Here is a 25,854-nt window from a genome sequence, read left to right on the forward strand (position 1 = left end):
TTAATGTTTGAAGTTGTTATAGGACTCGAAGTTCATGCACAATTAAATACAAAAACAAAAATCTTTTGTTCATGTGCAACTTCTTTTGGAGAAAAATCAAATACTAATGTATGCCCAACATGTTTAGCTTTACCAGGTGCTTTACCTGTATTAAATCAAGAAGCAGTGAAAAAAGCCATAGCATTTGGAAAAGCAGTTAATGCAACTATAAATAAAAAAAGTATTTTTAATAGAAAAAATTATTTTTATCCTGATTTACCAAAAGCTTATCAAATTTCGCAATTTGATATTCCTATAGTGGAAAATGGTGAGTTATTTATCAATGTAAATGGAGAAAATAAACGCATAGGTATCACTAGGGCTCATTTAGAAGAAGATGCAGGAAAAAATATACATGAGAGTAATTTTTCAAAAGTAGATTTAAATAGAGCAGGCACGCCTTTGCTTGAAATTGTCAGTGAACCTGAACTTAGAAGTTCCGATGAAGCAGTGGCTTATTTGAAAAAATTACATTCTATTATAAGATTTTTAGATATTTCAGATGCAAATATGCAAGAAGGTAGTTTTAGATGTGATGCTAATGTTAGTATTCGTCCAAAGGGTGATGATAAGCTTTATACTAGAGTGGAGATTAAAAATTTAAATTCATTCCGTTTTATTCAAAAGGCGATTGAGTATGAAGTAAAACGCCAAAGTGAAGCTTGGGAAGATGGAAAATACGATCAAGAAGTTGTGCAAGAAACAAGATTATTTGATACGGTTAATTTAGTTACTAGAAGTATGAGAGGTAAGGAAGATTCTGCTGAATATAGATATTTCCCTGATCCTGATCTTTTACCTGTAATTTTAGATGATGAAATGCTAAATCAAGATATACCTGAACTTCCTGATGAGAAAAAAGCTAGATTTGTGAGTGAATTGGGTATTAAAGAAAGTGATAGTGAAGTGATTGTTTCTTCATTAGAGCTTTGTAGATATTTTGAGTATCTAATTAATCAAAAATTAAATCCAAAACTTTGTGTTACTTGGCTTACGACAGAGTTAATGGGGCTTCTAAAAGGCGAATTGACTATAGAAAACTCACCTATAAAACAAGAAAAATTAGCTGTTTTGATCAAACGTATAGAAGAAGGTGTTATTAGCGCTAAAGCAGGTAAGGATATTTTAGCTTATGTATTTGAAAATACAGAAGTTGAAATTGATGATGCTATTGAAAAACTTGGTTTAAAACAAGTAAGTGATGATGGTGCTATTAAAAAGATTATTGATGAAATTTTAGCAAACAATGAAGATAAAGTAGCTGAATATAAAAGTGGTAAAGATAAACTTTTTGGTTTCTTTGTCGGTCAGGCAATGAAAGCAGGTAAGGGTGCATTTAATCCTGCTAAGGTAAATGAAATTTTAAAAGCAAAACTTGGTTAAATATGAAAATAGCAGTTGTTGGTGCAGGAAAATGGGGAAGTGCTTTATATGATGCATTGAGCGTTAAAAATGAATGCGTAATAACTTCTTTTCATGAAAAAGATCTTTCTTATTTTGTTAGTACCAAAGAAGCTTTAGAATATGAATATTTAGTTTTTGCTTTATATGCTCAAGGAATGCATGAATGGCTTGCAAATAATTTTAAAGATTTAAATCAAAAAATTCTTGTAGCTTCTAAGGGTATTGATTGTAAAAGTTTAAAATTTATGGATGAGGTTTTTAGTGAGTTCATAAGTAGTGATAGACTTTGTTTTTTAAGTGGTCCTTCTTTTGCAAGTGAAGTTTTAGAAAAAAAACCTTGTGCTTTGGTTGTTAGTGGTAAAAATCAAGAGCTTTGTAATCAATTTGCAAGTTTTTTTCCAAATTATATTAAAACCTATACAAGTTCTGATGTTAAAGGCGCTGAAATTTGTGGTGCATATAAGAATGTTTTAGCAATTGCAAGTGGAGTTTGCGATGGTTTAAATTTAGGCAATAATGCAAGAGCTTCTTTAGTTTCAAGAGGTTTAGTGGAAATGCACCGCTTTGGACAATTTTTTAATGCTAAAGAAGAAACATTTTTAGGGCTTAGTGGGGCTGGAGATTTATTTTTAACAGCTTCAAGTAACTTATCAAGAAATTATAGAGTAGGTTTGAGTTTGGCTAGTGACAAAAATATAAAAGATATTTTAATGGAACTTGGCGAGGTAGCTGAAGGAGTGCAAACTGCTTATGCTATACATTCTTTATCGAAACAATTTCAAATTTATACCCCGATTGTTAACGAAGTAGTCTTAATGCTAGAGGGTAAGAATGCTTGGGAATCTTTGAAAGATTTGATGTCATCAAAGGAGGAAATATCATGATCATCAAAAATGCAAAAATTTATGGCGAGCAAAAGCTTGATCTTAAAATAGAAGATGGAAAAATTACTCAAATTGCTAATGATTTAAATGATGATGAGTATATTGTTGATATAGAAGGTAAAACTTTACTTCCTTCGTTTATTGATTTAAATGTTAGTTTGCTTGATAATGAATTTAGTATAGATAAATTATATGATCTTGAAAAAGCATGCTTAAAAGGTGGGGTAGGGACTATTGTTTTAAAAGATAGTTTAGAAGCTAACACTCAAGGCTATGCGCTTTATTTTGATAAATTAAAATCTTTAGATATTAATGTTTTACCTACTATTAATGTATTAGATAAAACAGAAAAATTAAAAAATATTGCTACCTTAATTGATATGGGTGCAAAAGGCTTAGAGCTTTCAAGTACTTTGGGTGCAAATTATTTAAGACAATGTATGCAATATGCCAATATGAAATCAACCCCTGTATTTTTAAAGTGTTTTGATGAGAGTTTTGATGATCATGGAGTGATGAACGATGGACAAATAAGTTTTGAATTAGGACTTATAGGAATTAGTAATATAGCTGAAACTAGTGAAGTGGCAAAAATGAAAGAACTAGTGAAATTTTATAAAAACAAAGCTTGTTTTAGCTCTTTAGCAATTGCAAGATCGTTTGAATTATTGCATGATCAATATAGTGAAATTTCAATCCATCATTTAATCAAAGATGAAAGTACTTGTGAAAATTTTAACACTCAAGCAAAAATTTTACCTCCATTAAAAACAAAAGATGAAGTAACAAATCTTAAAAAGTTGCTTCAAGATAAGAAAATTACTTTCTTAAGTTCTTTGCATGCTCCTAACACTAAAAAAGATTTGGCTTTTGATGAAGCAGGTTTTGGAGTTAATGCCATAGCTATATATATGAGTTTATGTTTTACATATTTAGTAAAAGAAGGTATCTTAACTTGGAAAGAATTATGTGATTTTACAAGCTATAATCAAGCGCAATTTTTGGGATTAAATAAAGGTAAAATAGAACTTGGTTTTGATGCTGATTTAGTTGTATTTGATGAAAAACTTTCTTTTAATGGAGAAGGTTTATATGCAAATGATATCTTGCAAGGTAAGGTAGAAAAAAGTTTTATAGCAGGAAAAGTTTTTAGCCTTTAAGCTAAAAACTTTTATTTATCTTGCATAGCTTGAGCTACTTGAGCTGAACTATTTCTAATTTTTTCCATACATTCTCTAGCTTCTTTGGCTAAATCCACGCTTTGATTTACGCCACTTAAGCCATCTTTAATGCTTTGTACAACTTCAGCTGTTACATTTCTGATAGAATTAATGGTAGTAGTGATTTCATTTACTGAATGTCCAGTTCTTTCAGCTAGATTTCTAACTTCATCAGCAACAACAGCAAAACCTCTACCATGCTCACCTGCACGCGCTGCCTCAATAGCCGCATTTAGAGCTAAAAGATTGGTTTGATCGGCTATATCGCTAATGGTTTGAATAATATTTTTAATTTCTTCTGATTGCTCATTTAATGATGATACGAGATTGCTACTATTGTTCATCATATCAGCAATGCCTTGAATATTTTGAACCGTATTTTCTATAACACTATCGCCCTCTTGAGTGAGATTGTCATTTTGTTCAGCTAATTCACTAATGAGCTTTAATTTTTCCTCATCTCTTACAACTTGTTCGGTAATATCTGTTGCAAATTTAATAACTTTGTAAATTTCTCCATCATCATTTTTGATAGGATTATAACTTGCTTCTAAATGGATTAGTTTGTTGTTTTTACCAAAGCGTATGAATTTTCCTGATTGAAATTTACCACTTCTTAGCTCTTCCCAAAAAATTGTATATTCTTTGGAATTCCTAAATTTTTCCTCGCAGAACATACTATGGTGTTTTCCTTTGATTTCACTTAGTGAATAACCCATGGTTTGAGTGAAGTTTTCATTAGCATTTAAAATCTCTCCATAAGGATTAAATTCAATAATAGCCATAGAACGATTAGCAGCATCTATGGTGTTTTTTAGATCAAGCATTTCATAGTTTCTTTGAGTAATGTCATTTGCAAATTTAATAACCTTATACACTTCATTGTTTTGGTTTAAAATAGGAAGATAATTGGCTTCAAGATAAATATCTTTCCCGCCTTTTGCAATGCGTCTAAAAAGTCCATTTCTTGATATACCACTTTTTAAATCTCTCCAAAAATCAACATAGCGTTGTGACTTTACAACCTCTGGTAAACAAAACATACTATGGTGTTTACCTTTGATTTCATTTAAAGAGTAATTCATAGTTTTTAGAAAATTTTCATTAGCATTAATAATAGTTCCATCTGTTTGAAATTCTATCATGGCCATAGTTTTGCTAATAGCATTAAGTATATCTTGAAAAGCTTGATTAGATTGCTCTAATTGAGTAATTTGTTCATTAATTTTTTTCTTGTTGATAAACATAAAACCCCTTTATAAAATAATTCGGAATTATATAGTGCTTTTTAAAATAAATAATTTGTTTATATTAGCTTTTTGTTAAATTATAAAATTTTTCTTGGAGAGAATTTCTTATTTCATCGTTAATTTTCTCATTGTCATTTAGATATTGTTTGTTAAGTTCTTCAAGCTCTTTTAAAAATCCAAAAAGTGTTTCTTCCCACAAAGCATTATTTCTTTTACTTAAATTCATTGTTTGGATATGATTAAGTTTTCTACTCATATTGCTTAAATTCTCTAAAAATTCATCTTTATAATTTTCATCTTGGAGTGTAAAGGTATTTTGCAAAAGATTATTTTTTATATTTCTTATCTCTTCGTTAATTAGATCACAAAATTCAGGATAAATATCATTTTTAATAGGTTCAAGTAAGGCTTGTTCATCTAGTTTTAGAGTATATTTTTTTATGGCAAAAAAAAGAATTAAAAAAGCTATTGCACTGACTAAAATATAGAAAGTCATTTTGTTTTGATAATCCTTAAAAAATAAAAATGGTGCGGTTAGCGAGATTTGAACTCGCACACGCTGAGCGCACCACCCCCTCAAGATGGCGTGTCTACCAATTCCACCATAACCGCATAAGCCCCACAAGAGGGCTTTGAAAATTTTAAGCTGCTACTAATGCTTGGAATGGATTAGCATAAAGAGCGATAAGAGCAATAACAAGCGCATAAATAACTTGAGCTTCAATCATCGCTAAAGCAATAAACATAGTAGTCATTAATTTACCACCAAGACCAGGGTTTCTAGCAGTACCCGCTATAGTTGCTGCTGCAGTATTACCCATACCGATAGCTCCACCTAAAGCTGCAACACCAAGTCCTAAACCTGCTGCTAAGATAGAAAAAGAAGCTAACCATTGATTCATAGAGCCTTCAGCTGCAAATGCAAAACCGCTTAAAGCTAGCATTAAAAATACGATTTTTTTCATAGTTTTTCCTTGTAAAAATTTAAATCCTTTCGGCTTGCGTATCCCTACTCGTGATTTATAAAAGCGAAATTATATACAAATATAACTTTAAAATTATTGAAATTTAAATTAATATTATATATTTTAAAATAAATTAAAGTTTTTTTTAGCTACATTAAAAATTTTTATAGTTTTATAAATTTAAGGTTATCTTTATGAATGAAAAATTTTCTAAAATAGGCTTTGTATTAGCGGTAGCAGGTTCAGCTGTTGGACTTGGAAATGCTTGGAAATTTCCAACTTTGGTAGGACAAAATGGAGGCTCAGCCTTTGTACTTTTATATTTGCTTTTGACTTTGGGAGTAGGGTTTGTGATATTTTTGGCTGAACTTAGCATAGGAAAACTTAGTGAAAAAGATCCTGTAAATGCCTATTATACTTTAGCTCCAAAACATAAAAGAGCTTGGTCTATAGTTGGTTTTTCTTTAATAGGTGCTATTTTGATTGTTTCTTTTTATAGCGTGATAATAGGATGGATTGTTAAGTATGCTTATTTTGGGTTTTTTCCTTTACCAAAAAGCATAGAAGAAAGTGGCGCTATTTTTGGAAATTTACTTTCTAATGATGTTTTATCTCAATTTATATGTTTTACTTTTGTGTTTATAGTAATTTTTTATGTAGTATCAAAAGGTGTTAAAAGTGGTATAGAAAAACTCAATGTTTGGATGATGCCAAGCTTATTTATACTACTTATTTTAATGCTTGGATATTCTTTTAGTATGGATGGTTTTTCTAAAGCAAGTGAGTTTTTATTTTCTCCGGACTTTTCTAAGCTTAGTGTAGGAGCATTTTTAAGTGCATTGGGACTTGCTTGTTTTTCTTTATCTATTGGAGTGGGTTCAATTATAACTTATTCTGCAAGTTTATCTGATAAAACAAATTTTATTACAAGCACTATTAACATTATCATTATTAATATTATTATTGGTATTATGATGGGACTTATTGTATTTACTTTCATATTTGAATTTAATGGAGATCCAGCTCAACAAGGTCCAGGTTTGATTTTTGTATCTTTGATGAGTTTGTTTTCAAATATTGACCCAATTGGCTTTTTACCTTTGGGAAATATTTTAGCTGTGGCTTTTTTTATAGCTTTGTTTTTTGCAGGGATTACTTCAGCAGTTTCCATGATAGAACCTTTAACCTTTTATTTAATCAATTCTTATAATTTTACAAGAAAAAAAGCTTTGATTTTTATAGCTTTCATTGTGTATTTTTTGGGAAGTTTGTGTATTTTATCAGGAATTGAGTGGAGTAAAGATTCTTTAGAATTTTTTGGAAAAAGTTTTTTTGATATATTAGATTTTATTGCTTCAAATTTAATGATGCCTTTAGGTGGATTATTTGGTGCAATCTTTGTAGGTTTTGTGCTTAAAAAAGAAGCTTTACAAACTTTATTTTATCCTTATATGAGGGGTAAATACTTTGAGTGTTGGTATTTTTTTGTAAGATATATCTCGCCTTTAGCTGTGATTTTAATCATGGCAAAACAATTATTTTTTTAAGGTTAAAAGATGAATGAAAAATTTTCTAAAATAGGCTTTGTATTAGCGGTAGCAGGTTCAGCTGTTGGACTTGGAAATGCTTGGAAATTTCCAACTTTAGTGGGTAACAATGGCGGTTCAGCTTTTGTGGTGGTATATTTACTTTTAACCTTGGGTGTGGCTTTTGTGATATTTTTAGCCGAACTTAGTATAGGAAAACTTAGTGAAAAAGATCCTGTAAATGCTTATCATACTTTAGCGCCAAAAAATAAAAGAGCATGGTCACTCGCAGGATTTTTTATGCTTGGTGCTATTATTCTAGTGTCTTTTTATAGTGTTGTTATAGGTTGGATAGCAAAATATGCTTATTTTGGGTTTTTTGAATTACCTAAAGATACAAATGAAGCAGGCGCTATTTTTGGAAATTTACTTTCTAATGATGTTTTATCTCAATTTATATGTTTTACTTTTGTGTTTATAGTAATTTTTTATGTAGTATCAAAAGGTGTTAAAAGTGGTATAGAAAAACTCAATGTTTGGATGATGCCAAGCTTATTTATACTACTTATTTTAATGCTTGGATATTCTTTTAGTATGGATGGTTTTTCTAAAGCAAGTGAGTTTTTATTTGTACCTGATTTTTCAAAATTAAGTGTTAATTCTATATTAGACGCACTAGGGCTTGCATTTTTTAGTATGTCTTTGGGTGTATGTGTGATTTTAACTTATGCAGCAAGCTTGCCTGATAAAACAAATTTTATAAGCAGTGCTTTAAATATTATCATTATTAATACTATCATTGGTTTGATGATGGGACTTATTGTATTTACTTTTATATTTGAATTCGGAGCCGATCCTACTCAACAAGGTCCAGGACTTATATTTATATCATTAACAACGCTTTTTGCAAAGTTAGGGTTTTTAGGAAATGTTTTAGCTATAGCCTTTTTTATAGCTTTATTTTTTGCAGGGATTACTTCGGCTATTTCTATGATAGAACCTTTTACTTTTTATCTTATAAATCGTTATCAAATTTCAAGAAAAAAAGCTTTGGTTTTTGTGGGTATGATTGTTTATTTTCTTGGAAGTTTATCTATACTTTCTTTTTATCATGTAAGTGCATCAAGTTTAAATTTCTTTGGGAAAAGTTTTTTTGATATTTTAGACTTTTTCATACAAAATTTATTAATGCCAATTTCTGCTTTAATTACAGCATTTTTTGTGGGTTTTGTGCTTAAAAAAGAAGCTTTACAAACTTTATTTTACCCATTTATGCGTGGGATATATTTTGAAATTTGGTATATCTTTTTAAGATACATTTCTCCATTAGCGGTTATTTTAATTATGGCTAGACAGCTTTTTTTCTAAGGTATTAAAATGAATGATAAATTTTCTAAAATAGGTTTTGTATTAGCAGTAGCAGGTGGAGCTATAGGGCTTGGAAATGCTTGGAAATTTCCAACCTTAGTAGGCCAAAATGGTGGTTTTGCTTTTGTGCTTTTGTATTTGCTTTTGACTATTAGTATAGGATTTTGTGTATTTTTGGCTGAAATTGCTATGGGAAGATTAAGTCAGAGTGATCCTGTAAATGCTTATAAAAGCTTAGCAACTAAATATGCTCAAAAATGGAAATTTGCTGGATTTTTTATGCTCGGTGGAATTTTTGTATTATCTTTTTATCTTGTTATTATGGGTTGGGTTTTAAAATACATGATAACTTCGATTTATTATCTACCTAGTAATACTCAAGAAGCAGGAGCTTTATTTGGAAATTTAATACAAAATAGTATTTTAGAAAGTAGTTTGTATTTTTTAATTGCTTTTTTTCTTACCTTGTTTGTTGTTTCAAGAGGGGTTAAAAGCGGTATAGAAAAACTTAATGTTTGGATTATGCCAAGTTTGTTTATTATGCTTGTTTTAATGCTAGTATATTGTTTTTTTCAAGATGGTTTTAAGGAAGCTTTTGTTTATTTGTTTTACCCTGATTTTACCAAGCTTAGTTTAAATTCTGTTTTAACAGCTTTAGGTCTTGCTTTTTTTACTTTATGTTTAGGTATAGGTTGTATTACCACTTATGCAGCCTCTTTAAAAGACGATACAAATTTAATTACAAGTTCGGCCATAATTGTGCTTTTAAATATCAGTATAGGTTTGATGATGGGACTTATTGTATTTACTTTTATATTTAAATTTAATGCTAATCCTGCAGAAGGAGCTGGGCTTGTATTTATATCTTTAACAACTTTATTTTCTAATTTAGGTGCTATCTTTGGACATTTTTTAGCTTTTTATTTTTTCTTAGCTTTATTTTTTGCAGGGATTACTTCAGCAGTTTCTATGATAGAACCTTTTACTTTTTATCTTGTAAATGAATATAAAATTTCAAGAAAAAAAGCTTTGGTTTTTATAGGCTTTGTAGTCTTTCTTTTGGGAATGAGTTGTATTTTATCTTTTAGTGCTAATTATGGGACTAGCTTTAGTTTTTTTGGTTTAAGTTTTTTTGATATTTTAGATAAATTAACTTCTAATTTTATGCTCCCACTTGGAGCTATTGCAAGTGCTATTTTCGTAGGATTTTTTGTGGAAAAAATAAAAATTTACAATTTATTTTCTAAGTTTATGAGTAGAAGTATTTTTGAAGTATGGTATTTTTTACTTAGATTTCTTGCACCTATTGCGATTATTATCATTATGTTAAATCAAATTTTATAAATTTATTTTTTAAGAAAGTAGAGTTATAATTGCAAAGATGTAAAAATAAGGAAAAATTATGGCTAAAAAGTTAATTGATGTGATGGATACCACATTTAGGGATGGTTTTCAATCTGTTTATGGTGCTAGAGTTTTAATGAATGATTTTTTTCCTGCCCTAGAAGCAGCTAAAGAAGCAGATATTAAGCATTTTGAATTTGGTGGTGGAGCTAGATTCCAAAGTTTATTTTTTTATTTGAACGAAAATGCTTTTGAAATGATGGACAAATTTAGAGCCATCGTTGGAAAAGATGCAAATTTACAAACTCTTGCAAGAGGAGTTAATACCGTAGCACTTGATACAGGTAGTAAAGAAATTATCAATTTGCATGCAAAAATGTTTGCAAAACACGGCACAACTACAATAAGAAATTTTGACGCATTAAATGATGTAAATAATTTAAAATTTAGTGGAGAATGTATAGTTAAGCATGGTTTAAAACATGAAATTACTATTACTTTAATGGATTTACCTCCAAAATGTAAAGGTGCGCATGATGTACCTTTTTATGAAAGAATTTTAAAAGAAATCCTACAAGCTCAAATTCCTTTTGATAGTATTTGTTTTAAAGACGCAAGTGGAACTTCAAATCCAAATAAAATTTATGAAGTTATTAAAATGGCTAGAAAAAACTTGCCTGAAAATATGCATATAAGATTACATACGCATGAAACTGCAGGGGTAAGCATAGCATGCTATTTAGCAGCTTTAGAGGCAGGTGTTGATGGTATAGATTTAGCTGCTGCTCCTGTTAGCGGTGGTACTTCTCAACCTGATATTTTAACAATGCTTCATGCTCTAAAGGGAAGCAATTTTGATCTTGGTTTAGATGAAGAGAAAATTTTAAAATATGAAGAAGTGTTAAAAGATTGCTTAAAAGATTATTTTCTACCACCTGAAGCAACAGCGGTAAATCCTTTAATACCTTTTTCACCTATGCCAGGTGGGGCATTAACTGCTAATACACAAATGATGAGAGATAATAATATTTTAGATAAATTTCCTCAAGTTATAAAAGCTATGCAAGAAGTAGTAGAAAAAGGTGGTTATGGTACTTCTGTTACTCCTGTATCGCAGTTTTATTTCCAGCAAGCTTTTAATAATGTAATGTTTGGTCCTTGGAAAAAAATTGCAGATGGATATGGAAAAATGGTTTTAGGATATTTTGGAAAAACTCCCGTTGCTCCAGATCCTGAAGTAATTAAGCTTGCAAGTGAGCAATTAAAACTAGAACCAACTACAAAATTAGCCACAGATATTGCTGATGCTGATGAGAGCAAAAGTATAGCTTATATTAAAAACTTATTAGAAAAAGAAAATTTAGAAACAAGTGAAGAAAATATTTTTATCGTTGCAGCTTGTAAAGAAAAAGGCATAGCTTTCTTAAAAGGCGAAGCTAAGGTTAATGTTAGAAAAAATAGCAAATTAAAATCAAGTCTTATTGATGAAAATCAATTTACCGTTTCAGTTAATGGTAACAAATACCATGTAGAAGTAAGTGCAGGTTTTGATAGAGATGTTAATGTTAAAAGTGCTGTAAAAGTAAGTGCAGATAATGCAAAAGTTGCAAAAACTCAAGTAAGTGATAATGCTATTGTTGCAAGTATGAATGCAAATGTATTTAAAATTTTAGTTAAAGAAAATGATAGTGTAAAGGCAGGTCAAGTTGTAGCTGTACTTGAAGCTATGAAAATGGAAATTGAGATTAGTGCAAGTAAAGATGGAGAAATTGCAGAACTTTTAGTAAATGCTGGTGAGAGTGTAAGTGAAGGTCAAGCTTTAATGACTTATAAATAAGGAGGTAAAGATGAAAGGTTTAGAAAATTTAGGCTTAGAAAATATTGGACAAGTTTTTCACAATCTTAGTTATGATGAGCTTTTAAAGCACGAAAAAAACAATAATGAAGGTGTATGTACTAAAAATGGCACCTTTAGTGTAGATACAGGAATTTTTACTGGAAGAAGTCCTAAAGATAAATATTTTGTAAAACAAGATCCTTCGCAAAAATACATTGCTTGGGGTAAGATTAATCAGCCTATTAGTGAGAAATTATTTGAAAAGCTTTTAGCAAAAGCTAAAAAACAACTTAGTAATAGTGATATTTATATCCAAGATGCATATTGTGGAGCTTCGTTAAAAAGTCGTAAAGCTGTGCGTTTTGTAACTCAAATTGCATGGCAAGCACATTTTGTAAAAAATATGTTTATTCGTCCAAAAGAAGAAGAACTTAGTGAGTTTAAACCTGATTTTGTGGTGTATAATGCTTGCAAATGTATTAATGAAGATTATAAAAAAGATGGTTTAAATTCAGAGGTTTTTGTCATTTTTAACATAGAAAAAAATATAGCAGTAATTGGTGGAACTTGGTATGGTGGAGAGATGAAAAAAGGAATTTTTTCTATGATGAATTATTGGCTTCCACTAGAAAATAAACTTTCTATGCATTGTAGTGCTAATGTTGGAGAAAAAGGTGATGTAGCGCTTTTCTTTGGGCTTAGTGGTACAGGTAAAACTACTCTTTCAACTGATCCAAAAAGAAAATTAATAGGCGATGATGAGCATGGTTGGGATGATGAGGGTGTGTTTAATTTTGAAGGAGGTTGTTATGCAAAATGTATCAATCTTGATCCTCAAAGTGAGCCAGAAATTTATGGAGCTATAAAGCAAAATGCACTTTTAGAAAATGTAGTTTTAAAAGATGATTTAAGTGTTGATTTTAATGATGGTTCTAAAACTGAAAATACTAGAGTTTCTTATCCGATAGAGCATATTTTAAATCACGAGCCAAGCCTTAGTGCAGGTCATCCTAGTAATATCATTTTCCTTTCAGCGGATGCTTTTGGTGTTTTACCTCCGGTTAGTAAACTTAGTAAAGAACAAGCAATGTATTATTTTCTAAGTGGTTATACTGCTAAAGTAGCAGGAACTGAAAGAGGTATTACTGAGCCTGTTGCGACTTTTTCGGCTTGTTTTGGAGAAGTGTTTTTGCCATTACACCCAACTGTTTATGCAAAACTTTTGGGCGAAAAAATCAGCAAGCATAATGTGAATGTTTATTTGGTAAATACCGGTTGGAGCGGTGGAGCTTATGGTGTAGGCAAAAGAATGAGTATAAAAGCTACTAGAGCTTGCATTAATGCGATTTTAGATGGTAGCATACAAAATTGTGAGTTTGAAAACTATGATTTATTTAATCTTGCAGTTCCAAAAGAATTAGCGGGTGTAGAAAGTAAGTTGTTAAACCCTGTTAATACTTGGGAGGATAAAAAAGCTTATGAAGAAACTAAATTAAAGCTTGCAAAAATGTTTATAGAAAATTTCAAACGCTATGAAGATGTAAAAGAAGGAGCAGAATTTAAACTAGCTGGTCCTGCTATCTAAAAAGAGTTAGCTCTTTTTAGAATAAAGATTGAGGATTGATTTGGGTTTCTTTATTTTTTGGAAGCTCAAATCCACCTAACATATGAAAATGTAAATGAAAAACTTCTTGTCCGCTATTTTTTCCACAATTTGTGATTAATCTATACCCACTTTTATCAAGTCCTAAAAGAGTAGCTAGTTCTTGGATAAATTGTGTCATTTCGCTCATTAATTCAGGTCTTAATTCTTGAAAGTTTTCAAAATGTTCTTTTGGAATGATTAAAATATGAATAGGTGCTTTAGGATTGATATCATGAAAAGCTAAAAATTTTTCACTTTCTAAAACTTTATTAGCAGGGATTTTTCCTTCTACGATTAGTTCAAATACGGTTTTTTCTCTCATTTAGTAATCCTTTTTTTTGTTATTTTTTGCTAATTTTAAATAATTTTACATTAGAATGTTTAAAAAAAATTTAGTTGGAGCTAAAATTGCAAGATATGATAGAAAAAATTGCTTCTGTAAATACTTTAGCAGAGCTTGAAAATATAAAAGTAAGTGTTTTAGGAAAAAAGGGTATTTTGACTTTAGAATTTGCAAAGTTAAAAGATTTGCAAGGTGAAGAAAAAAAAGAATTTGCCAATGGTTTAAATAAAACAAGAGATGAATTTAATGAGGCTTATCAAATAAAATTAAAAGAATTAGAAGAAAAAGCTTTAAATGAAAAAATGAAACAAGATGTGCAAGATTTTAGCTTTTTTGATGAAACTTCAAATGCAGGTGCTTTGCACCCAATCATGCAAACTATGGATAAAATCATAGAATATTTTACAGCTTTAAATTTCAGTATAGAAAAAGGGCCTTTGATCGAGGATGATTTTCATAATTTTGAAGCATTGAATTTACCACAAAATCATCCTGCAAGAGATATGCAAGATACTTTTTATTTTGAAGATAAAACCTTGCTTAGATCTCAAACTTCTCCAGTTCAAATTAGAACTATGCTATCTCAAAAACCACCTATTAGAATGATAGCACCAGGTGCAGTTTTTAGAAGAGATTTTGATATTACTCATACCCCTATGTTTCATCAAGTAGAAGGACTTGTGGTAGAAGAAGGCGATAAGGTAAATTTTGCAAATTTAAAAGATATGCTAGAGCATTTTTTAAAACATATGTTTGGCGATGTAAAAGTGCGTTTTAGACCAAGCTTTTTTCCTTTTACAGAGCCATCTGCTGAAGTAGATATTTCTTGTGTGTTTTGTAAAGGTTGTGGATGTAGGGTTTGTAAGCAAACAGGATGGCTTGAAGTTTTAGGATGTGGCGTTGTTGACCCTAATGTTTATAAATTTGTTGGTTATAAAAATGTAAGTGGTTATGCTTTTGGTTTGGGTGTGGAGCGTTTTGCTATGCTTTTACATAAAATTCCTGATTTGCGTTCTATGTTTGAAGGTGATTTAAGATTATTGGAGCAATTTAGATGATTATTAGTAGAAATTGGTTAAATGAATGGATTGATTTAAGTGAAATATCAACACAAACTATAGTAAATACTTTAAATTCCATAGGATTAGAGGTTGATAGTTTCAAAAGTGTTAAAGCTCCCCAAAAAGTTGTAATAGGTAAGGTTTTAGAAAAAGTTAAACATGAAAATTCAGATAAATTGAATATTTGTAAAGTAGATGTTGGGAATGAAATCTTACAAATTGTTTGTGGTGCAAAAAATGTTGATAAAGATCAATTTGTAGCCGTATCTTTAGTAGGTGCAGTGCTTCCTAGCGGACTTGAGATAAAACCTGCCAAACTTAGAGGGGTTGAATCTATGGGTATGATTTGCTCTTCTAGTGAGCTTGGTTTTGGAAAAAGTAATGAAGGCATTATGGTTTTAGATGAAAGTATGGGAGAGTTAGTTTTAGGAAAAGCTCTTAATGAATATGATTTGTTTAATGATGAATTAATTGAAATAGAACTTACTCCAAATCGCGGGGATTGCTTGAGTTTATATGGTGTTGCTAGAGATTTAAGTGCAGCACTTGATTTAAATTTAAAAGAATTAAACCCTTTAAAAGAAAGTGAAAATAGCGTAGGTATAGGAAGAATACTAAGTGTTAAAAATCAAAGTGATGTTGAAGGATTTTTTGCTTATAAGGCACTAGAGATTAAAGAAGAATTTAAGTTAAATATCACGATACAAATTCGTCTTGCTTTGATTGAAGCATATAAAAATAACAACATAGAAAATCTTTTAACTTATGCAACTCATGCAAGTGGAGTGATTTTTTGTGCTTATGATTTTCATAAGCTTTGTCAAGATTGTCAAATTGATGAAAAGATTGTTTTAGAGATTAAAACTCAAGAGCATGGAGAGTATGGGGTTTATTATAAAGATGAGTTGATTGCTTTAGCAGGTATAGAGCAAGAAGATAAATTTAAAATTAATGATGAGAGTAAAATCATCATTATAGAAGCAAACTATACTCATCCTCAAACTATAGCAAATGCAATAGCCTTTTATAAAAAGAAAAATGATACTATATATCGTTCTTTAAGAGGCAGTGAGCCTAAGCTTTCTTTGGGAATGGAGTATTTATTTAATGAGTGCTTAAAAATTAGTGCAATGAGTGTTTTTTCAGGAAGCCAACAAGTTTTTAAAGAAAATGAAGCAAATATTATTGGGATTTTTGGTGCAGAGGTTGATAAAATCATTGGTATGCCTATAGATAAAAATAATTTAGTCAAAATTCTTAGAAAACTAGGCTTTGAAATAAGTGTGGTAAATGATGAACAATTTAATATTAAAATTCCACTTCACCGTAGTGATATAGTAAATATAGCTGATATTAGTGAAGAAATAGTAAGAATTATCGGTATTGATAATATCCCATCAAAAGCTTTAGAATTTAGAGAAAAAAATCGCTTAAATCAAGTATATTTTGATTATCAAGAGCTTAAAAATTTAAGATTAAAAGCAAGTAATAATGGATATTTTGAAAGTGTGCATTATGTTTTGGATAATGAAGAAGAATTAAGTCAGCTAGGATTTAAATGTATTAAAAACAAACTCATTAATCCTATTACTAACGAACTTAATACTTTAAGAAGTACTTTAATAAATCATCTTTTAAATGCAGTAAGCTTTAATCTAAGAAATTCAAAAAAGAAAATCAAGCTTTTTGAGTGTGGTAGTGTTTTTGATGAGTTTTCAAACGAGCATGCTAAATTTGCGATGATCTTTAGTGGTTACAAAGAAGAAGCTAAAATCACAAATAAGGCCAAACCTGTTTTGGTAGATTTTTATACCTTTTTAGCAGAATTAAAAAGCATTATAGGTGAGTTTAGTTTACAAAAATCAGAATATGCATTTTTAAGCCCATATGAACAAGCAAATGTATATAAAAATGGCAAGCGTATAGGTTTTGTAGGTAGAGTACATTTAAGTATAGAAAATGAAAGGGATTTGGTTAAAACTTATATTTGTGAGCTTGATTTGGAAGGCTTAAAACAAGACTTTAAAACCGCTAAAGCATATTCTAAATTTCCATCTATGAGCAGGGATTTAAGTATAGTAATACCTAAGGGTTTTGAATATGAAAAAATCAAACACACTATTGCTAAATTAAATATCGAAAGATTAGAAAGCTTTAGAGTGGTAGATTTATATACAGATGAAAATTTAGGCGATTTTTATAGCTTGACTATTAATTTGGTATTTAGAGATTTTGAAAAAACTTTAGAAGATAATATTATCCTTGAATATATTGATAAAATCATCAAAGCTTTAGATGATGAGCATGGTTTAAAACTTCGATGAAGATAAGTCCTATTGATTCTTTTAAAGTAGAGCTTGAAGATATAGCTTCTGATAAGTCTATATCTCATCGCTTTGCTATTTTTTCTTTGCTTACTCAAGGAACTTGTAAGATTAAAAATTATCTAAAAGCACAAGACACTTTACATACTTTAGCAATCATTCAAGCTTTAGGAGCTGAAGTTGAAGAAATTGATGGATTAATTTATATTAAAGCTCCAAAATATATAAAATCTCCAAATTGCGTTTTAGATTGTGGAAATTCAGGTACAGCTATGAGACTTTTAATAGGTTTTTTAAGTGCTATTGAAGATGAATTTTTTGTTCTTAGTGGAGATTGTTATTTAAATGCTAGGCCAATGAAGCGAGTGAGTGGGCCTTTGATGAGTTTAGGAGCTAAGATTTTTGGAAGAGCTAATGCAAATTTAGCGCCTATTTGCATACAAGGGGCTAAGTTAGATGGTTTTGACTTTAGTAGTAATATTGCTTCAGCTCAAGTAAAATCAGCTTTAATTTTAGCAGCTTTATTTGCCAAAAAAGAAAGTTATTTTAAAGAAGTTGAGCTTTCAAGAGATCATAGTGAGATTATGCTTAATAAAATGGGAGCTTGCATTGAGTATTTAAATGAGGATAAAACTTTTATCAAAATCAATCCTTTAAAAGAAAAATTAAAAGCATTTGAAGTATGTGTACCAAATGATCCATCATCAGCCTTTTACTTTGCCTTAGCTGCTTGTATTTTACCTCATTCAAAAGTAGTCTTAAAAAATGTTTTGTTAAATAAAACACGCATTGAAGCCTTTAAAATTTTAGAAAAAATGGGTGCAAAGATCACTTATAATATTACTAATGAAGATTTTGAAAGTATTGGAGAAATTTGTGTTGAAAGTACGCCTTTAAAGGCGGTAAATGTGAGTGAAAATATCGCATGGTTGATTGATGAAATTCCAGCTTTGGCTATAGCTTTTGCTTGTGCAAAAGGAAAAAGCATTATAAAAAATGCTAAAGAATTGCGCGTAAAAGAAAGTGATAGAATCAAATCAATTGTATTAAATTTGCAAAAATGTGGCATAAAAGTAAAAGAATTTGAAGATGGCTTTGAAGTAGAAGGCGGCGAAGTTAAAAATGCTAAAATAGAAAGCTTTGGAGATCATAGAATTGCGATGAGTTTTTTAATTTTAGGTTTAAGATGTGGAATGGAAGTAGATGATAGTGAATGCATCAAAACTTCTTTTCCAAATTTTATTGAGATTTTAAAGCAAATAGGAGCTAAGATTGGAGATTGAATTAGCAAAAAGTTATGGATTTTGTTTTGGAGTAAAAAGAGCTATTAAAAAAGCCGAGCAGATTAAAGATGCAGCTACTATAGGACCTTTAATTCATAATAATGAAGAAATCACAAGACTTTGGAAAAATTATAATGTTAAAACATTAAATGATATCAATGAATTAAACGCAGAAAAAAAAGCCATTATTAGAACCCATGGTATTACAAAGCAAGATTTAGAAAAATTAAAGCAAAAAGATATAGAAATTTTTGATGCTACATGTCCTTTTGTGACTAAACCTCAAAAAATTTGTGAACAAATGAGCAATGAAGGTTATGAAGTTGTTATTTTTGGGGATGAAAATCATCCTGAAGTAAAAGGGGTTAGAAGTTATGTAAGTACTAAAGCTTATGTAGTGCTTGATGAAAAAGAATTGCTTGATATTAAATTGCCTTCTAAAATTGCAGTAGTATCACAAACTACAAAAAAGATAGAAAAATTTATGGAAATTGTAAATTTTTTAATGCTTAGGGTTAAGGAAGTGCGTGTTTTTAATACAATATGTGATGCGACTTTTAAAAATCAAGAAGCAATCAATGAACTTGCTAAAAAAAGTGATGTAATGATAATAGTTGGAGGGAAGAACTCAGCCAATACTAAACAGCTTTTTTTGATAGCAAAAAACTATTGTGAAGATAGTTATTTAATCGAAAATGAAAAAGAAATTCAGAAAGAATGGTTTAGCGGTAAAGAAAAATGTGGCATTAGTGCGGGTGCTTCTACACCTGATTGGGTGATTGATTTGGTTTTGGAAAAAATCAAAGAATACGCCAAAATTAACTAAGTTTAAAGAAAACAATACTATAATCAACAATTAAAATTTAAAACAAAGGACCACAATGAGCGAGGTGAACAAAAAAGTTCAAAACAGACTAGAGGATATTATCATAGAAGAAGATTTTGAGCAAATGCTTGAAGAATCTTTTAAGTCTGATGAGGAGGCAACTACACAAGGTATAATTGTCGCGATTAAATGCGATGAGGTATTTGTAAATGTAGGACAAAAATCAGAAGGTATTTTAGTAGCAGAAGAAATTCAAAACGAAAAAGGCGAATTTATCTTCAAGGAAGGTGATACATTAGAAGTTGCTATAGTAGGTTCTCGCGGTGGCAGATCTTTACTTTCTCATAAAAAAGCTTTAAGAAAACAAAAAGTTAAAGAATTTATTAACAATTATAAAGATGATGAAAGTATATTTGATGTAAAAATCATTGGTAAAAATAGAGGTGGCTTTGTAGCTGTGGATGAAAATGGAGTGGAGTTTTTCCTACCAAAATCACAAAGCAGTTTTAAAGATTCAAATAATATTATCAATAAAACTTTTAAAGTTAAAATTATAAAAATAGATAAAGAAGCTCAGAGTATAGTAGTTTCTAGAAAAAAAATAGTAGATGAGGAAAGAAAAAAACGCAAAGAAATTATTTCAAATGTATTAAATCAAGAAGAAATTATAGAAGGTGTTGTTAAAAAAATCACTACTTACGGTATGTTTGTTGATGTAGGTGGTGTTGATGGTTTAGTTCATTATAGCGAAATTTCTTATAAAGGACCAGTAAATCCTAGTTCGTTGTATAATGAAGGTGATAAAGTTCCTGTAAAAGTGATTAAATATGATAAAGATAAAAAACATCTTTCTTTATCTATAAAACTTGCCATGCCTGATCCTTGGGATGAAATTAAAGATGGTTTAGAAGTTGGTGATACTATTAAAGTTACGGTTTCAAATATAGAACCATATGGTGCTTTTGTAGATTTAGGAAATGATATAGAAGGATTTTTACATATAAGTGAAATTTCTTGGGATAAAAATGCTAAAAATCCAAAAGATTATATTAACGAAGGTCAAGAGCTTGATGTGGAAGTGATTGAAATTAATGCTAAAGAAAGAAGACTTAGAGTTTCTTTAAAAAATTTATTAGCAAAACCTTTTGATGAGTTTTTAAAATCATATAAAGTAGGTGATGTGCTAAAAGGCAGTGTTACTTCCGTGACTAATTTTGGTGCCTTTATAAAAATTGCTAATTTAGAAGGTTTGTTGCATAATGAAGATGCTTCTTGGAATAGAAGTGATAAATGTAAAGATATGTATAAAGTTGGTGATGTTGTAGAAGTTAAAATCATTAAACTAGATAAAGAAAATCAAAAAATTTCTTTAAGTACTAAAGAATTACAAAAAAGTCCTGTTCAAGTTTATGCTCAAAAACACCAAGTAAATGATGTTATTTCTGGTAAAATTAGAGATATTAAAGATTTTGGAGTTTTTGTAGAGCTTGAAGAAGGCGTTGATGCGCTTATTCATAAAGAGGATTTAGGTAATATTGATTTTTCAAGTTTAAAAGTAGGTGATACAATAGAAGCTTTGATTGTTTTCATTGATGAAAAGAAAAATAGAATTCGTTTAAGCGTAAAAAGCCTTGCAAGAATGAAAGAAAGAGAAGCGTTAAATGAAATCAATGATAATGACAAAGTAACTTTAGGTGATATTATCAAAGATCAACTTTTATAATAAAAAATGAAAAAATATACCCTTTATGGTATTTTAGGTTTTTTAAGCCTAATTTTATTTATTGCTTTTATTTTTATGGTGAGATATGTAGATATTGGGAATTTACCTATCTCACAAAATGTTAAATATTCTTTTGATGAAATAAAAAAAGAGTTACCACAAACTTGGCAAGATAAACTTTCAAATATTAAAATCAATGATTTTTCTCCAGCAGCAAATGAATTTTATATGAGTTTTAATATGGATGATTCTGTAGTAAAGCCAAAACAAAAATTTTATATGCTCGATGTAAATAAAAATGATGTTTATTCTATGTTTTGTTTAAAGCAAACTCTGCATTCTTTTTTTATCAAATACACTTTAACACAGAGTAAAGATGAAGTGGCAATTTATTTAGATACAAATAATGAAAAAGTATTAAATACACTGATCGACAAATTAAAAATTTACAACATAAATGCAAAATTAAAGGAGGTTTGGTTATGAAAAAAATTATTGTATGTGATGCGATATTAGACAAAGGCGTAGAACTTTTAAGAAAAGCTGATGATGTTGAGCTTATCGAAGCAGCACATTTACCTAAAGATGAACTTTTAACAAAATTAAATGATGTAGATGTTGCTATTACTAGAAGTTCAACGGATGTGGATTTGAAATTTATTAATGCATGTTCTAATTTAAAAGCTTTAGTTAGAGCAGGCGTTGGGGTTGATAATGTTGATATAGATGAATGCTCTAAAAAAGGCATTATAGTAATGAATGTACCAACGGCTAATACCATAGCAGCAGTTGAGCTTACTATGAATCATTTATTATGCTCTGCAAGATCTTTTGTAAATGCTCATAATTTTTTAAAAATACAAAGAAAATGGGAAAGAGAAAAGTGGTATGGTGTTGAACTTATGAATAAAACTTTAGGAGTTATAGGTTTTGGTAATATAGGTTCAAGAGTGGCTGTACGTGCAAAAGCTTTTGGTATGAAAGTTATAGCTTATGATCCTTATGTGGTAGCTTCTAAAATGACTGATTTGGGTATAGAGTGTGTGAATTCTTTAGATACAATTTTAACTCAAAGTGATTTTATTACTATACATACGCCAAAAACAAAAGAAACAACAGATATGATTTCTTTTGAAGAAATTTCTAAAATGAAAGATGGGGTAAGATTGATAAATTGTGCCAGAGGTGGTCTTTATAATGAAGATGCATTGTGTGAAGGTTTAAAAAGTGGTAAAATAGCTTGGCTTGGTATCGATGTGTTTAATAAAGAACCAGCAACTAATCATCCATTTTTAGACTTTGAAAATGTTTCTGTTACTTCTCATCTTGGTGCAAACACTTTAGAAAGTCAAGAAAATATCGCTATCCAAGCATGCGAGCAAGCTTTAAATGCTGCAAGAGGAATTTCTTATCCTAATGCTTTAAATTTACCGATTAAAACTGAAGATTTACCAAGTTTTGTAGCACCTTATATTGAGCTTATTTCCAAAATGGGCTTTTTGGCTGCTCAGCTTGATAAAACTCCTATTAAGGCTATTAAACTTGAGAGTGAAGGACAAATTAGCGAGTATAATGAGTCTTTATTAACTTTTGCAACAGTGAGTGTTTTAAGAGGTATTTTAGGTGAGAATATTAATTATATTAACGCACATTTTGTAGCTAAAGATAAGGGCGTAGAACTTTCTTCTTGTATTCTACCAAGTAGTGGTTATAGTAATAAAATCACTATAAAAGTAATTACAGATAATTCTAACCTTTCTATTTCAGGAACTATTTTTGGTGAAAATGAACAAAGAATAGTAGAATTAAATGGTTTTGATGTAGATTTTAAACCAAAAGGGAAAATGATAATTTTAAATAACAATGACATACCAGGAGTTATTGCTAATGTTAGCGGAATTTTAGCCAAAAATAATGTCAATATAGCTGATTTTAGACTTGGTAGAAATGGCTTTGGAAAAGCTTTGGCTGTAATTTTGCTTGATACAAAAATTTCAAAAGCTTTGCTTGAGGAATTAAGAGCTATTGATGCTTGTATTTTTGCAGAATATGCAGAAATTTAAGGCTTTTTATAAGCCTTAATTGTTACAATTATTTTTTAATTTTAAAATTAAGGAAAATATATGGCTTCTTATGGAATGGGAGATTTAAAAAAAGGTTTAAAAATAGAAATTGATGGTATTCCTTTTAAAATCGTAGAATATCAACATGTAAAACCAGGAAAAGGTCCTGCTTTTGTTCGTATTAAAATTAAATCTTTTATCGATGGTAAGGTTTTGGAAAAAACTTTCCATGCAGGGGATAAATGTGAATCTCCAAATTTAGAAGAAAAACAAATGCAATATCTATACGATGATGGTGAAAATTGTCAATTTATGGATACCCAAACTTATGAGCAAGTTGCAATTAGCGATGAAGATGTGGGTGAAGCTAAAAAATGGATGCTTGATGGAACCATGGTAGATGTTTTATTTCACAATGGAAAAGCAATTGGTGTGGAAGTACCTCAAGTAATGGAACTTAAAATTATTGAAACGGCACCAAATTTTAAAGGCGATACTCAAGGCTCAAACAAAAAACCAGCTACTTTAGAAACAGGTGCAGTAGTGCAAATTCCTTTCCATGTATTAGAAGGGGAAGTAATCCGCGTTGATACTGTGCGTGGAGAGTATATAGAAAGAGCAAATAAATAATCCCTTATTTAAGGGATTATAAAGTTCTTAATTTATTAATTTCATCTCTAAGCATTGCCGCTTTCTCAAACTCAAGATTTTTAGCTGCTTCTAGCATTTGTTTTCTTAATTCTTTTACTATTTTAGCGCGTTCTTTCGCAGGCATTTTTTCAAGTTCTTTGCCTTTACGATAAATTTCTCCTTGTTCAAGCTCATGTTTTAAACTTTCTTCTATGTTTCTTTTTACTGAGGTTGGTGTGATGTTGTGCTTTTTATTATAAGCTTCTTGTAGGGTTCTTCTTTCATTGGTAGTATCGATAGCTTCTTGCATAGATTTTGTGATTTTTTTAGCAAAAAGCAATACTTTTCCATTGACATTTCTAGCCGCGCGTCCCATCGTTTGAATGAGTGCAGTGGTGCTTCTTAAAAAGCCTTCCTTGTCTGCATCCATAATCGCTATAAGGGAAACTTCAGGTAAATCAAGTCCTTCTCTTAAAAGATTAATCCCGATTAAAATATCAAAAGCACCACTTCTTAAGCCACGGATGATTTCATTGCGCTCAATTGCATCAATTTCTGAGTGCATGTATTTTACTTTTAAGCCAAGTTCCAAGTAGTATTTACTAAGCTCTTCAGCCATTTTTTTAGTTAAAACGGTTATTAAAACTCTTTCATTACGCTCTATAACTTTTTTAGCTTCATCGTATAAAATTTCTACTTGATTTTCACTATCTTTGATTTCTATTTTAGGATCTAAAAGCCCTGTTGGACGCATGATTTGATAAAAAATATTTTCTTTGCTTAATTCTAGTTCTAAAGGTGCAGGTGTGGCTGAAACAAATAAAAATTTACAATTTTTATTAATAAATTCATCAAACATCAAAGGTCTATTATCTAAGGCACTTGGCAAGCGAAAACCATAATCAACCAAAGTTTGCTTTCTGCTTCTATCCCCTGCAAACATTCCGCGAAATTGTGGTAAAGATACATGAGATTCATCTACAATGACTAAAAAATCTTGATTTTTAATAGCAAAATAATCAAAAAGCGTATAAGGTGTATCGCCACTCTTAAGCCCTGTTAAATGCAAGGCATAATTTTCAACTCCTTTGCACATGCCAGTACTTTGAAGCATTTCAAGGTCAAATTCTACCCTTTGTTTTAGTCTTTGTGCTTCTACGAGTTTATTTTCATTTTCAAAATAAGCAAGGCGTTTATTTAATTCAGCTTTTATACCTTTTATAGCCTCTTTAAGTCTAGCTTCACCTACGCTAAATTGACTAGTTGGATAAAGTATAAATTTTTTTAAGTCTTTACCTTTTTTATTTTCTAAGATATTATAATGATACATCGCCTCAAGTTCATCGCCAAAAAATTCAAGTCTAATAGCTTCATCCTCATAATAAGCCGGATATATATCTACTATATCTCCATTGACTCTAAAATCAGCTCTGTCAAAGAAATTATCATTGCGTTTATAACCCATATCTACAAGTTTTTTTAAAAGTTCTTTTTGATTTATTTGCATATTAAGCTCTAAAATCAAAACCATACCCACATACTCACTTGGATTTCCCAAACCATAATTTGCTGAAACACTAGCTATGCAAATAACATCATCATAACTTAAAAGCGAAGCACTTGCGCTTAGTCTTAATCTTTCTAAGTCTTCATTAGTAGAGCTGTCTTTTTCTATAAAAACATCGGTTCTTGGTATATAAGCCTCGGGTTGATAATAATCATAATAGCTTATAAAATACTCCACATGATTATTTGCAAAAAAGCCTTTAAATTCACTATAAAGTTGCGCGCATAAGCTTTTATTGTGGCTCATGATAAGAGTAGGCATATTTAAGTTTTTAATGATATTTGCCATAGTGAAAGTTTTTCCACTACCTGTAACACCTAGCAAGGTTTGGTATTTATTGCCTGCTTTAATGCTTTTTACTATACCATCAATAGCTTGCTTTTGATCAGGGCTTGGCTTAAATTCGCTAGTAAGTTCAAACATAATTTTTCCTAACTTGTATTTTTACTAATTTTACACAAAATTTTTTCTAAAAATTTAAATTTTAAAACAAAAAGCTATGCAAAATTAAATTTTTTTTTGTTACAATATGTGTTTAAAATACTCTAAAAT

The 25,854-nt window shown here is 30.0% G+C and carries 21 protein-coding genes and 1 tRNA gene; 16 read left to right on the forward strand and 6 right to left on the reverse strand.

Features of this window, described 5'->3' with window-relative positions; all coding sequences use genetic code 11:
- Nucleotides 1-3 precede the first annotated feature (3 nt).
- From gatB to L8Y18_RS06120, 3 genes are read left to right on the forward strand one after another with little or no spacing between them, the layout of a single operon-like run.
- Nucleotides 4-1,422, forward strand: coding sequence for an Asp-tRNA(Asn)/Glu-tRNA(Gln) amidotransferase subunit GatB (gatB, locus tag L8Y18_RS06110; RefSeq protein ID WP_263676474.1), 1,419 nt, complete (start codon nucleotides 4-6; stop codon nucleotides 1,420-1,422).
- Nucleotides 1,423-1,424: 2 nt separating this feature from the next.
- Complete coding sequence (locus tag L8Y18_RS06115; RefSeq protein ID WP_133319694.1) at nucleotides 1,425-2,327, forward strand: NAD(P)H-dependent glycerol-3-phosphate dehydrogenase; 903 nt, start codon at nucleotides 1,425-1,427, stop codon at nucleotides 2,325-2,327.
- Nucleotides 2,324-3,487, forward strand: a complete 1,164-nt coding sequence (locus tag L8Y18_RS06120) for a metal-dependent hydrolase (protein WP_263676475.1) — start codon at nucleotides 2,324-2,326, stop codon at nucleotides 3,485-3,487. The genes L8Y18_RS06115 and L8Y18_RS06120 overlap by 4 nt, the downstream gene beginning before the upstream one ends.
- 11 nt (nucleotides 3,488-3,498) lie before the next feature.
- Here the strand turns inward: L8Y18_RS06120 and L8Y18_RS06125 are convergent, their stop codons facing one another.
- The 4 genes from L8Y18_RS06125 to L8Y18_RS06140 all read right to left on the reverse strand — a co-directional run bounded on the left by L8Y18_RS06125 (nucleotide 3,499) and on the right by L8Y18_RS06140 (nucleotide 5,762).
- The gene (locus L8Y18_RS06125; RefSeq protein ID WP_220566680.1) at nucleotides 3,499-4,794 is read right to left on the reverse strand and encodes a methyl-accepting chemotaxis protein; all 1,296 of its coding nucleotides are present in this window, start codon (nucleotides 4,792-4,794) and stop codon (nucleotides 3,499-3,501) included.
- A 64-nt stretch (nucleotides 4,795-4,858) separates the two neighbouring features.
- Nucleotides 4,859-5,293, reverse strand: a complete 435-nt coding sequence (locus L8Y18_RS06130) for a hypothetical protein (RefSeq protein WP_263659757.1) — start codon at nucleotides 5,291-5,293, stop codon at nucleotides 4,859-4,861.
- A 30-nt stretch (nucleotides 5,294-5,323) separates the two neighbouring features.
- Nucleotides 5,324-5,409: transfer RNA gene (locus tag L8Y18_RS06135), tRNA-Leu, on the reverse strand.
- A gap of 29 nt (nucleotides 5,410-5,438) precedes the next feature.
- Nucleotides 5,439-5,762, reverse strand: coding sequence for a F0F1 ATP synthase subunit C (locus L8Y18_RS06140; protein WP_012661906.1), 324 nt, complete (start codon nucleotides 5,760-5,762; stop codon nucleotides 5,439-5,441).
- A gap of 194 nt (nucleotides 5,763-5,956) precedes the next feature.
- Between L8Y18_RS06140 and L8Y18_RS06145 the strand changes: the two genes are divergently transcribed.
- The 5 genes from L8Y18_RS06145 to pckA are packed head-to-tail and all read left to right on the forward strand — an operon-like array spanning nucleotide 5,957 to nucleotide 13,422.
- A complete protein-coding gene (locus L8Y18_RS06145) occupies nucleotides 5,957-7,309 on the forward strand; it encodes a sodium-dependent transporter (protein WP_258108779.1) in 1,353 nt (450 codons plus the stop codon).
- A gap of 9 nt (nucleotides 7,310-7,318) precedes the next feature.
- Entirely contained in the window at nucleotides 7,319-8,656 is a 1,338-nt protein-coding gene (locus L8Y18_RS06150) for a sodium-dependent transporter (RefSeq protein ID WP_263664839.1), read from the forward strand.
- 9 nt (nucleotides 8,657-8,665) lie between these two features.
- Entirely contained in the window at nucleotides 8,666-10,000 is a 1,335-nt protein-coding gene (locus L8Y18_RS06155) for a sodium-dependent transporter (protein WP_263676477.1), read from the forward strand.
- Nucleotides 10,001-10,058: 58 nt separating this feature from the next.
- The gene (locus L8Y18_RS06160) at nucleotides 10,059-11,837 is read left to right on the forward strand and encodes a biotin/lipoyl-containing protein (RefSeq protein WP_263676478.1); all 1,779 of its coding nucleotides are present in this window, start codon (nucleotides 10,059-10,061) and stop codon (nucleotides 11,835-11,837) included.
- Nucleotides 11,838-11,847: 10 nt separating this feature from the next.
- Complete coding sequence (gene pckA, locus L8Y18_RS06165; protein WP_133319887.1) at nucleotides 11,848-13,422, forward strand: phosphoenolpyruvate carboxykinase (ATP); 1,575 nt, start codon at nucleotides 11,848-11,850, stop codon at nucleotides 13,420-13,422.
- A gap of 16 nt (nucleotides 13,423-13,438) precedes the next feature.
- Here pckA and L8Y18_RS06170 read toward each other — a convergent pair whose 3' ends face one another.
- A complete protein-coding gene (locus L8Y18_RS06170; protein WP_220566684.1) occupies nucleotides 13,439-13,804 on the reverse strand; it encodes a histidine triad nucleotide-binding protein in 366 nt (121 codons plus the stop codon).
- A gap of 86 nt (nucleotides 13,805-13,890) precedes the next feature.
- Here L8Y18_RS06170 and pheS point away from each other — a divergent pair, with 86 nt between their 5' ends.
- From pheS to efp, 8 genes are read left to right on the forward strand one after another with little or no spacing between them, the layout of a single operon-like run.
- Complete coding sequence (pheS, locus tag L8Y18_RS06175) at nucleotides 13,891-14,883, forward strand: phenylalanine--tRNA ligase subunit alpha (protein ID WP_087699975.1); 993 nt, start codon at nucleotides 13,891-13,893, stop codon at nucleotides 14,881-14,883.
- Nucleotides 14,880-17,210, forward strand: coding sequence for a phenylalanine--tRNA ligase subunit beta (gene pheT, locus L8Y18_RS06180; protein ID WP_263676479.1), 2,331 nt, complete (start codon nucleotides 14,880-14,882; stop codon nucleotides 17,208-17,210). The genes pheS and pheT overlap by 4 nt, the downstream gene beginning before the upstream one ends.
- On the forward strand, nucleotides 17,207-18,493 hold the full coding sequence (aroA, locus tag L8Y18_RS06185; RefSeq protein WP_263666421.1) for a 3-phosphoshikimate 1-carboxyvinyltransferase: 1,287 nt from the start codon (nucleotides 17,207-17,209) through the stop codon (nucleotides 18,491-18,493). The genes pheT and aroA overlap by 4 nt, the downstream gene beginning before the upstream one ends.
- A complete protein-coding gene (locus L8Y18_RS06190; RefSeq protein WP_133319891.1) occupies nucleotides 18,483-19,319 on the forward strand; it encodes a 4-hydroxy-3-methylbut-2-enyl diphosphate reductase in 837 nt (278 codons plus the stop codon). The genes aroA and L8Y18_RS06190 overlap by 11 nt, the downstream gene beginning before the upstream one ends.
- 55 nt (nucleotides 19,320-19,374) lie before the next feature.
- On the forward strand, nucleotides 19,375-21,042 hold the full coding sequence (locus L8Y18_RS06195) for a 30S ribosomal protein S1 (RefSeq protein WP_263664843.1): 1,668 nt from the start codon (nucleotides 19,375-19,377) through the stop codon (nucleotides 21,040-21,042).
- Between the two features lie 6 nt (nucleotides 21,043-21,048).
- Complete coding sequence (locus L8Y18_RS06200) at nucleotides 21,049-21,528, forward strand: hypothetical protein (protein ID WP_133319893.1); 480 nt, start codon at nucleotides 21,049-21,051, stop codon at nucleotides 21,526-21,528.
- On the forward strand, nucleotides 21,525-23,105 hold the full coding sequence (gene serA, locus L8Y18_RS06205) for a phosphoglycerate dehydrogenase (protein WP_263676480.1): 1,581 nt from the start codon (nucleotides 21,525-21,527) through the stop codon (nucleotides 23,103-23,105). The genes L8Y18_RS06200 and serA overlap by 4 nt, the downstream gene beginning before the upstream one ends.
- Nucleotides 23,106-23,165: 60 nt before the next feature.
- Nucleotides 23,166-23,735, forward strand: a complete 570-nt coding sequence (efp, locus tag L8Y18_RS06210) for an elongation factor P (protein ID WP_039618934.1) — start codon at nucleotides 23,166-23,168, stop codon at nucleotides 23,733-23,735.
- A gap of 16 nt (nucleotides 23,736-23,751) precedes the next feature.
- Here efp and uvrB read toward each other — a convergent pair whose 3' ends face one another.
- Nucleotides 23,752-25,725 carry an excinuclease ABC subunit UvrB gene (gene uvrB / locus L8Y18_RS06215; RefSeq protein ID WP_133319895.1) on the reverse strand — a complete coding sequence of 658 codons (1,974 nt, stop codon included), beginning with the start codon at nucleotides 25,723-25,725 and terminating at the stop codon, nucleotides 23,752-23,754.
- Nucleotides 25,726-25,854 lie beyond the last annotated feature (129 nt).

It is taken from the genome of Campylobacter sp. CNRCH_2007_0968H, assembly GCF_025773245.1.
Lineage (GTDB): Bacteria > Campylobacterota > Campylobacteria > Campylobacterales > Campylobacteraceae > Campylobacter_D > Campylobacter_D lari_D.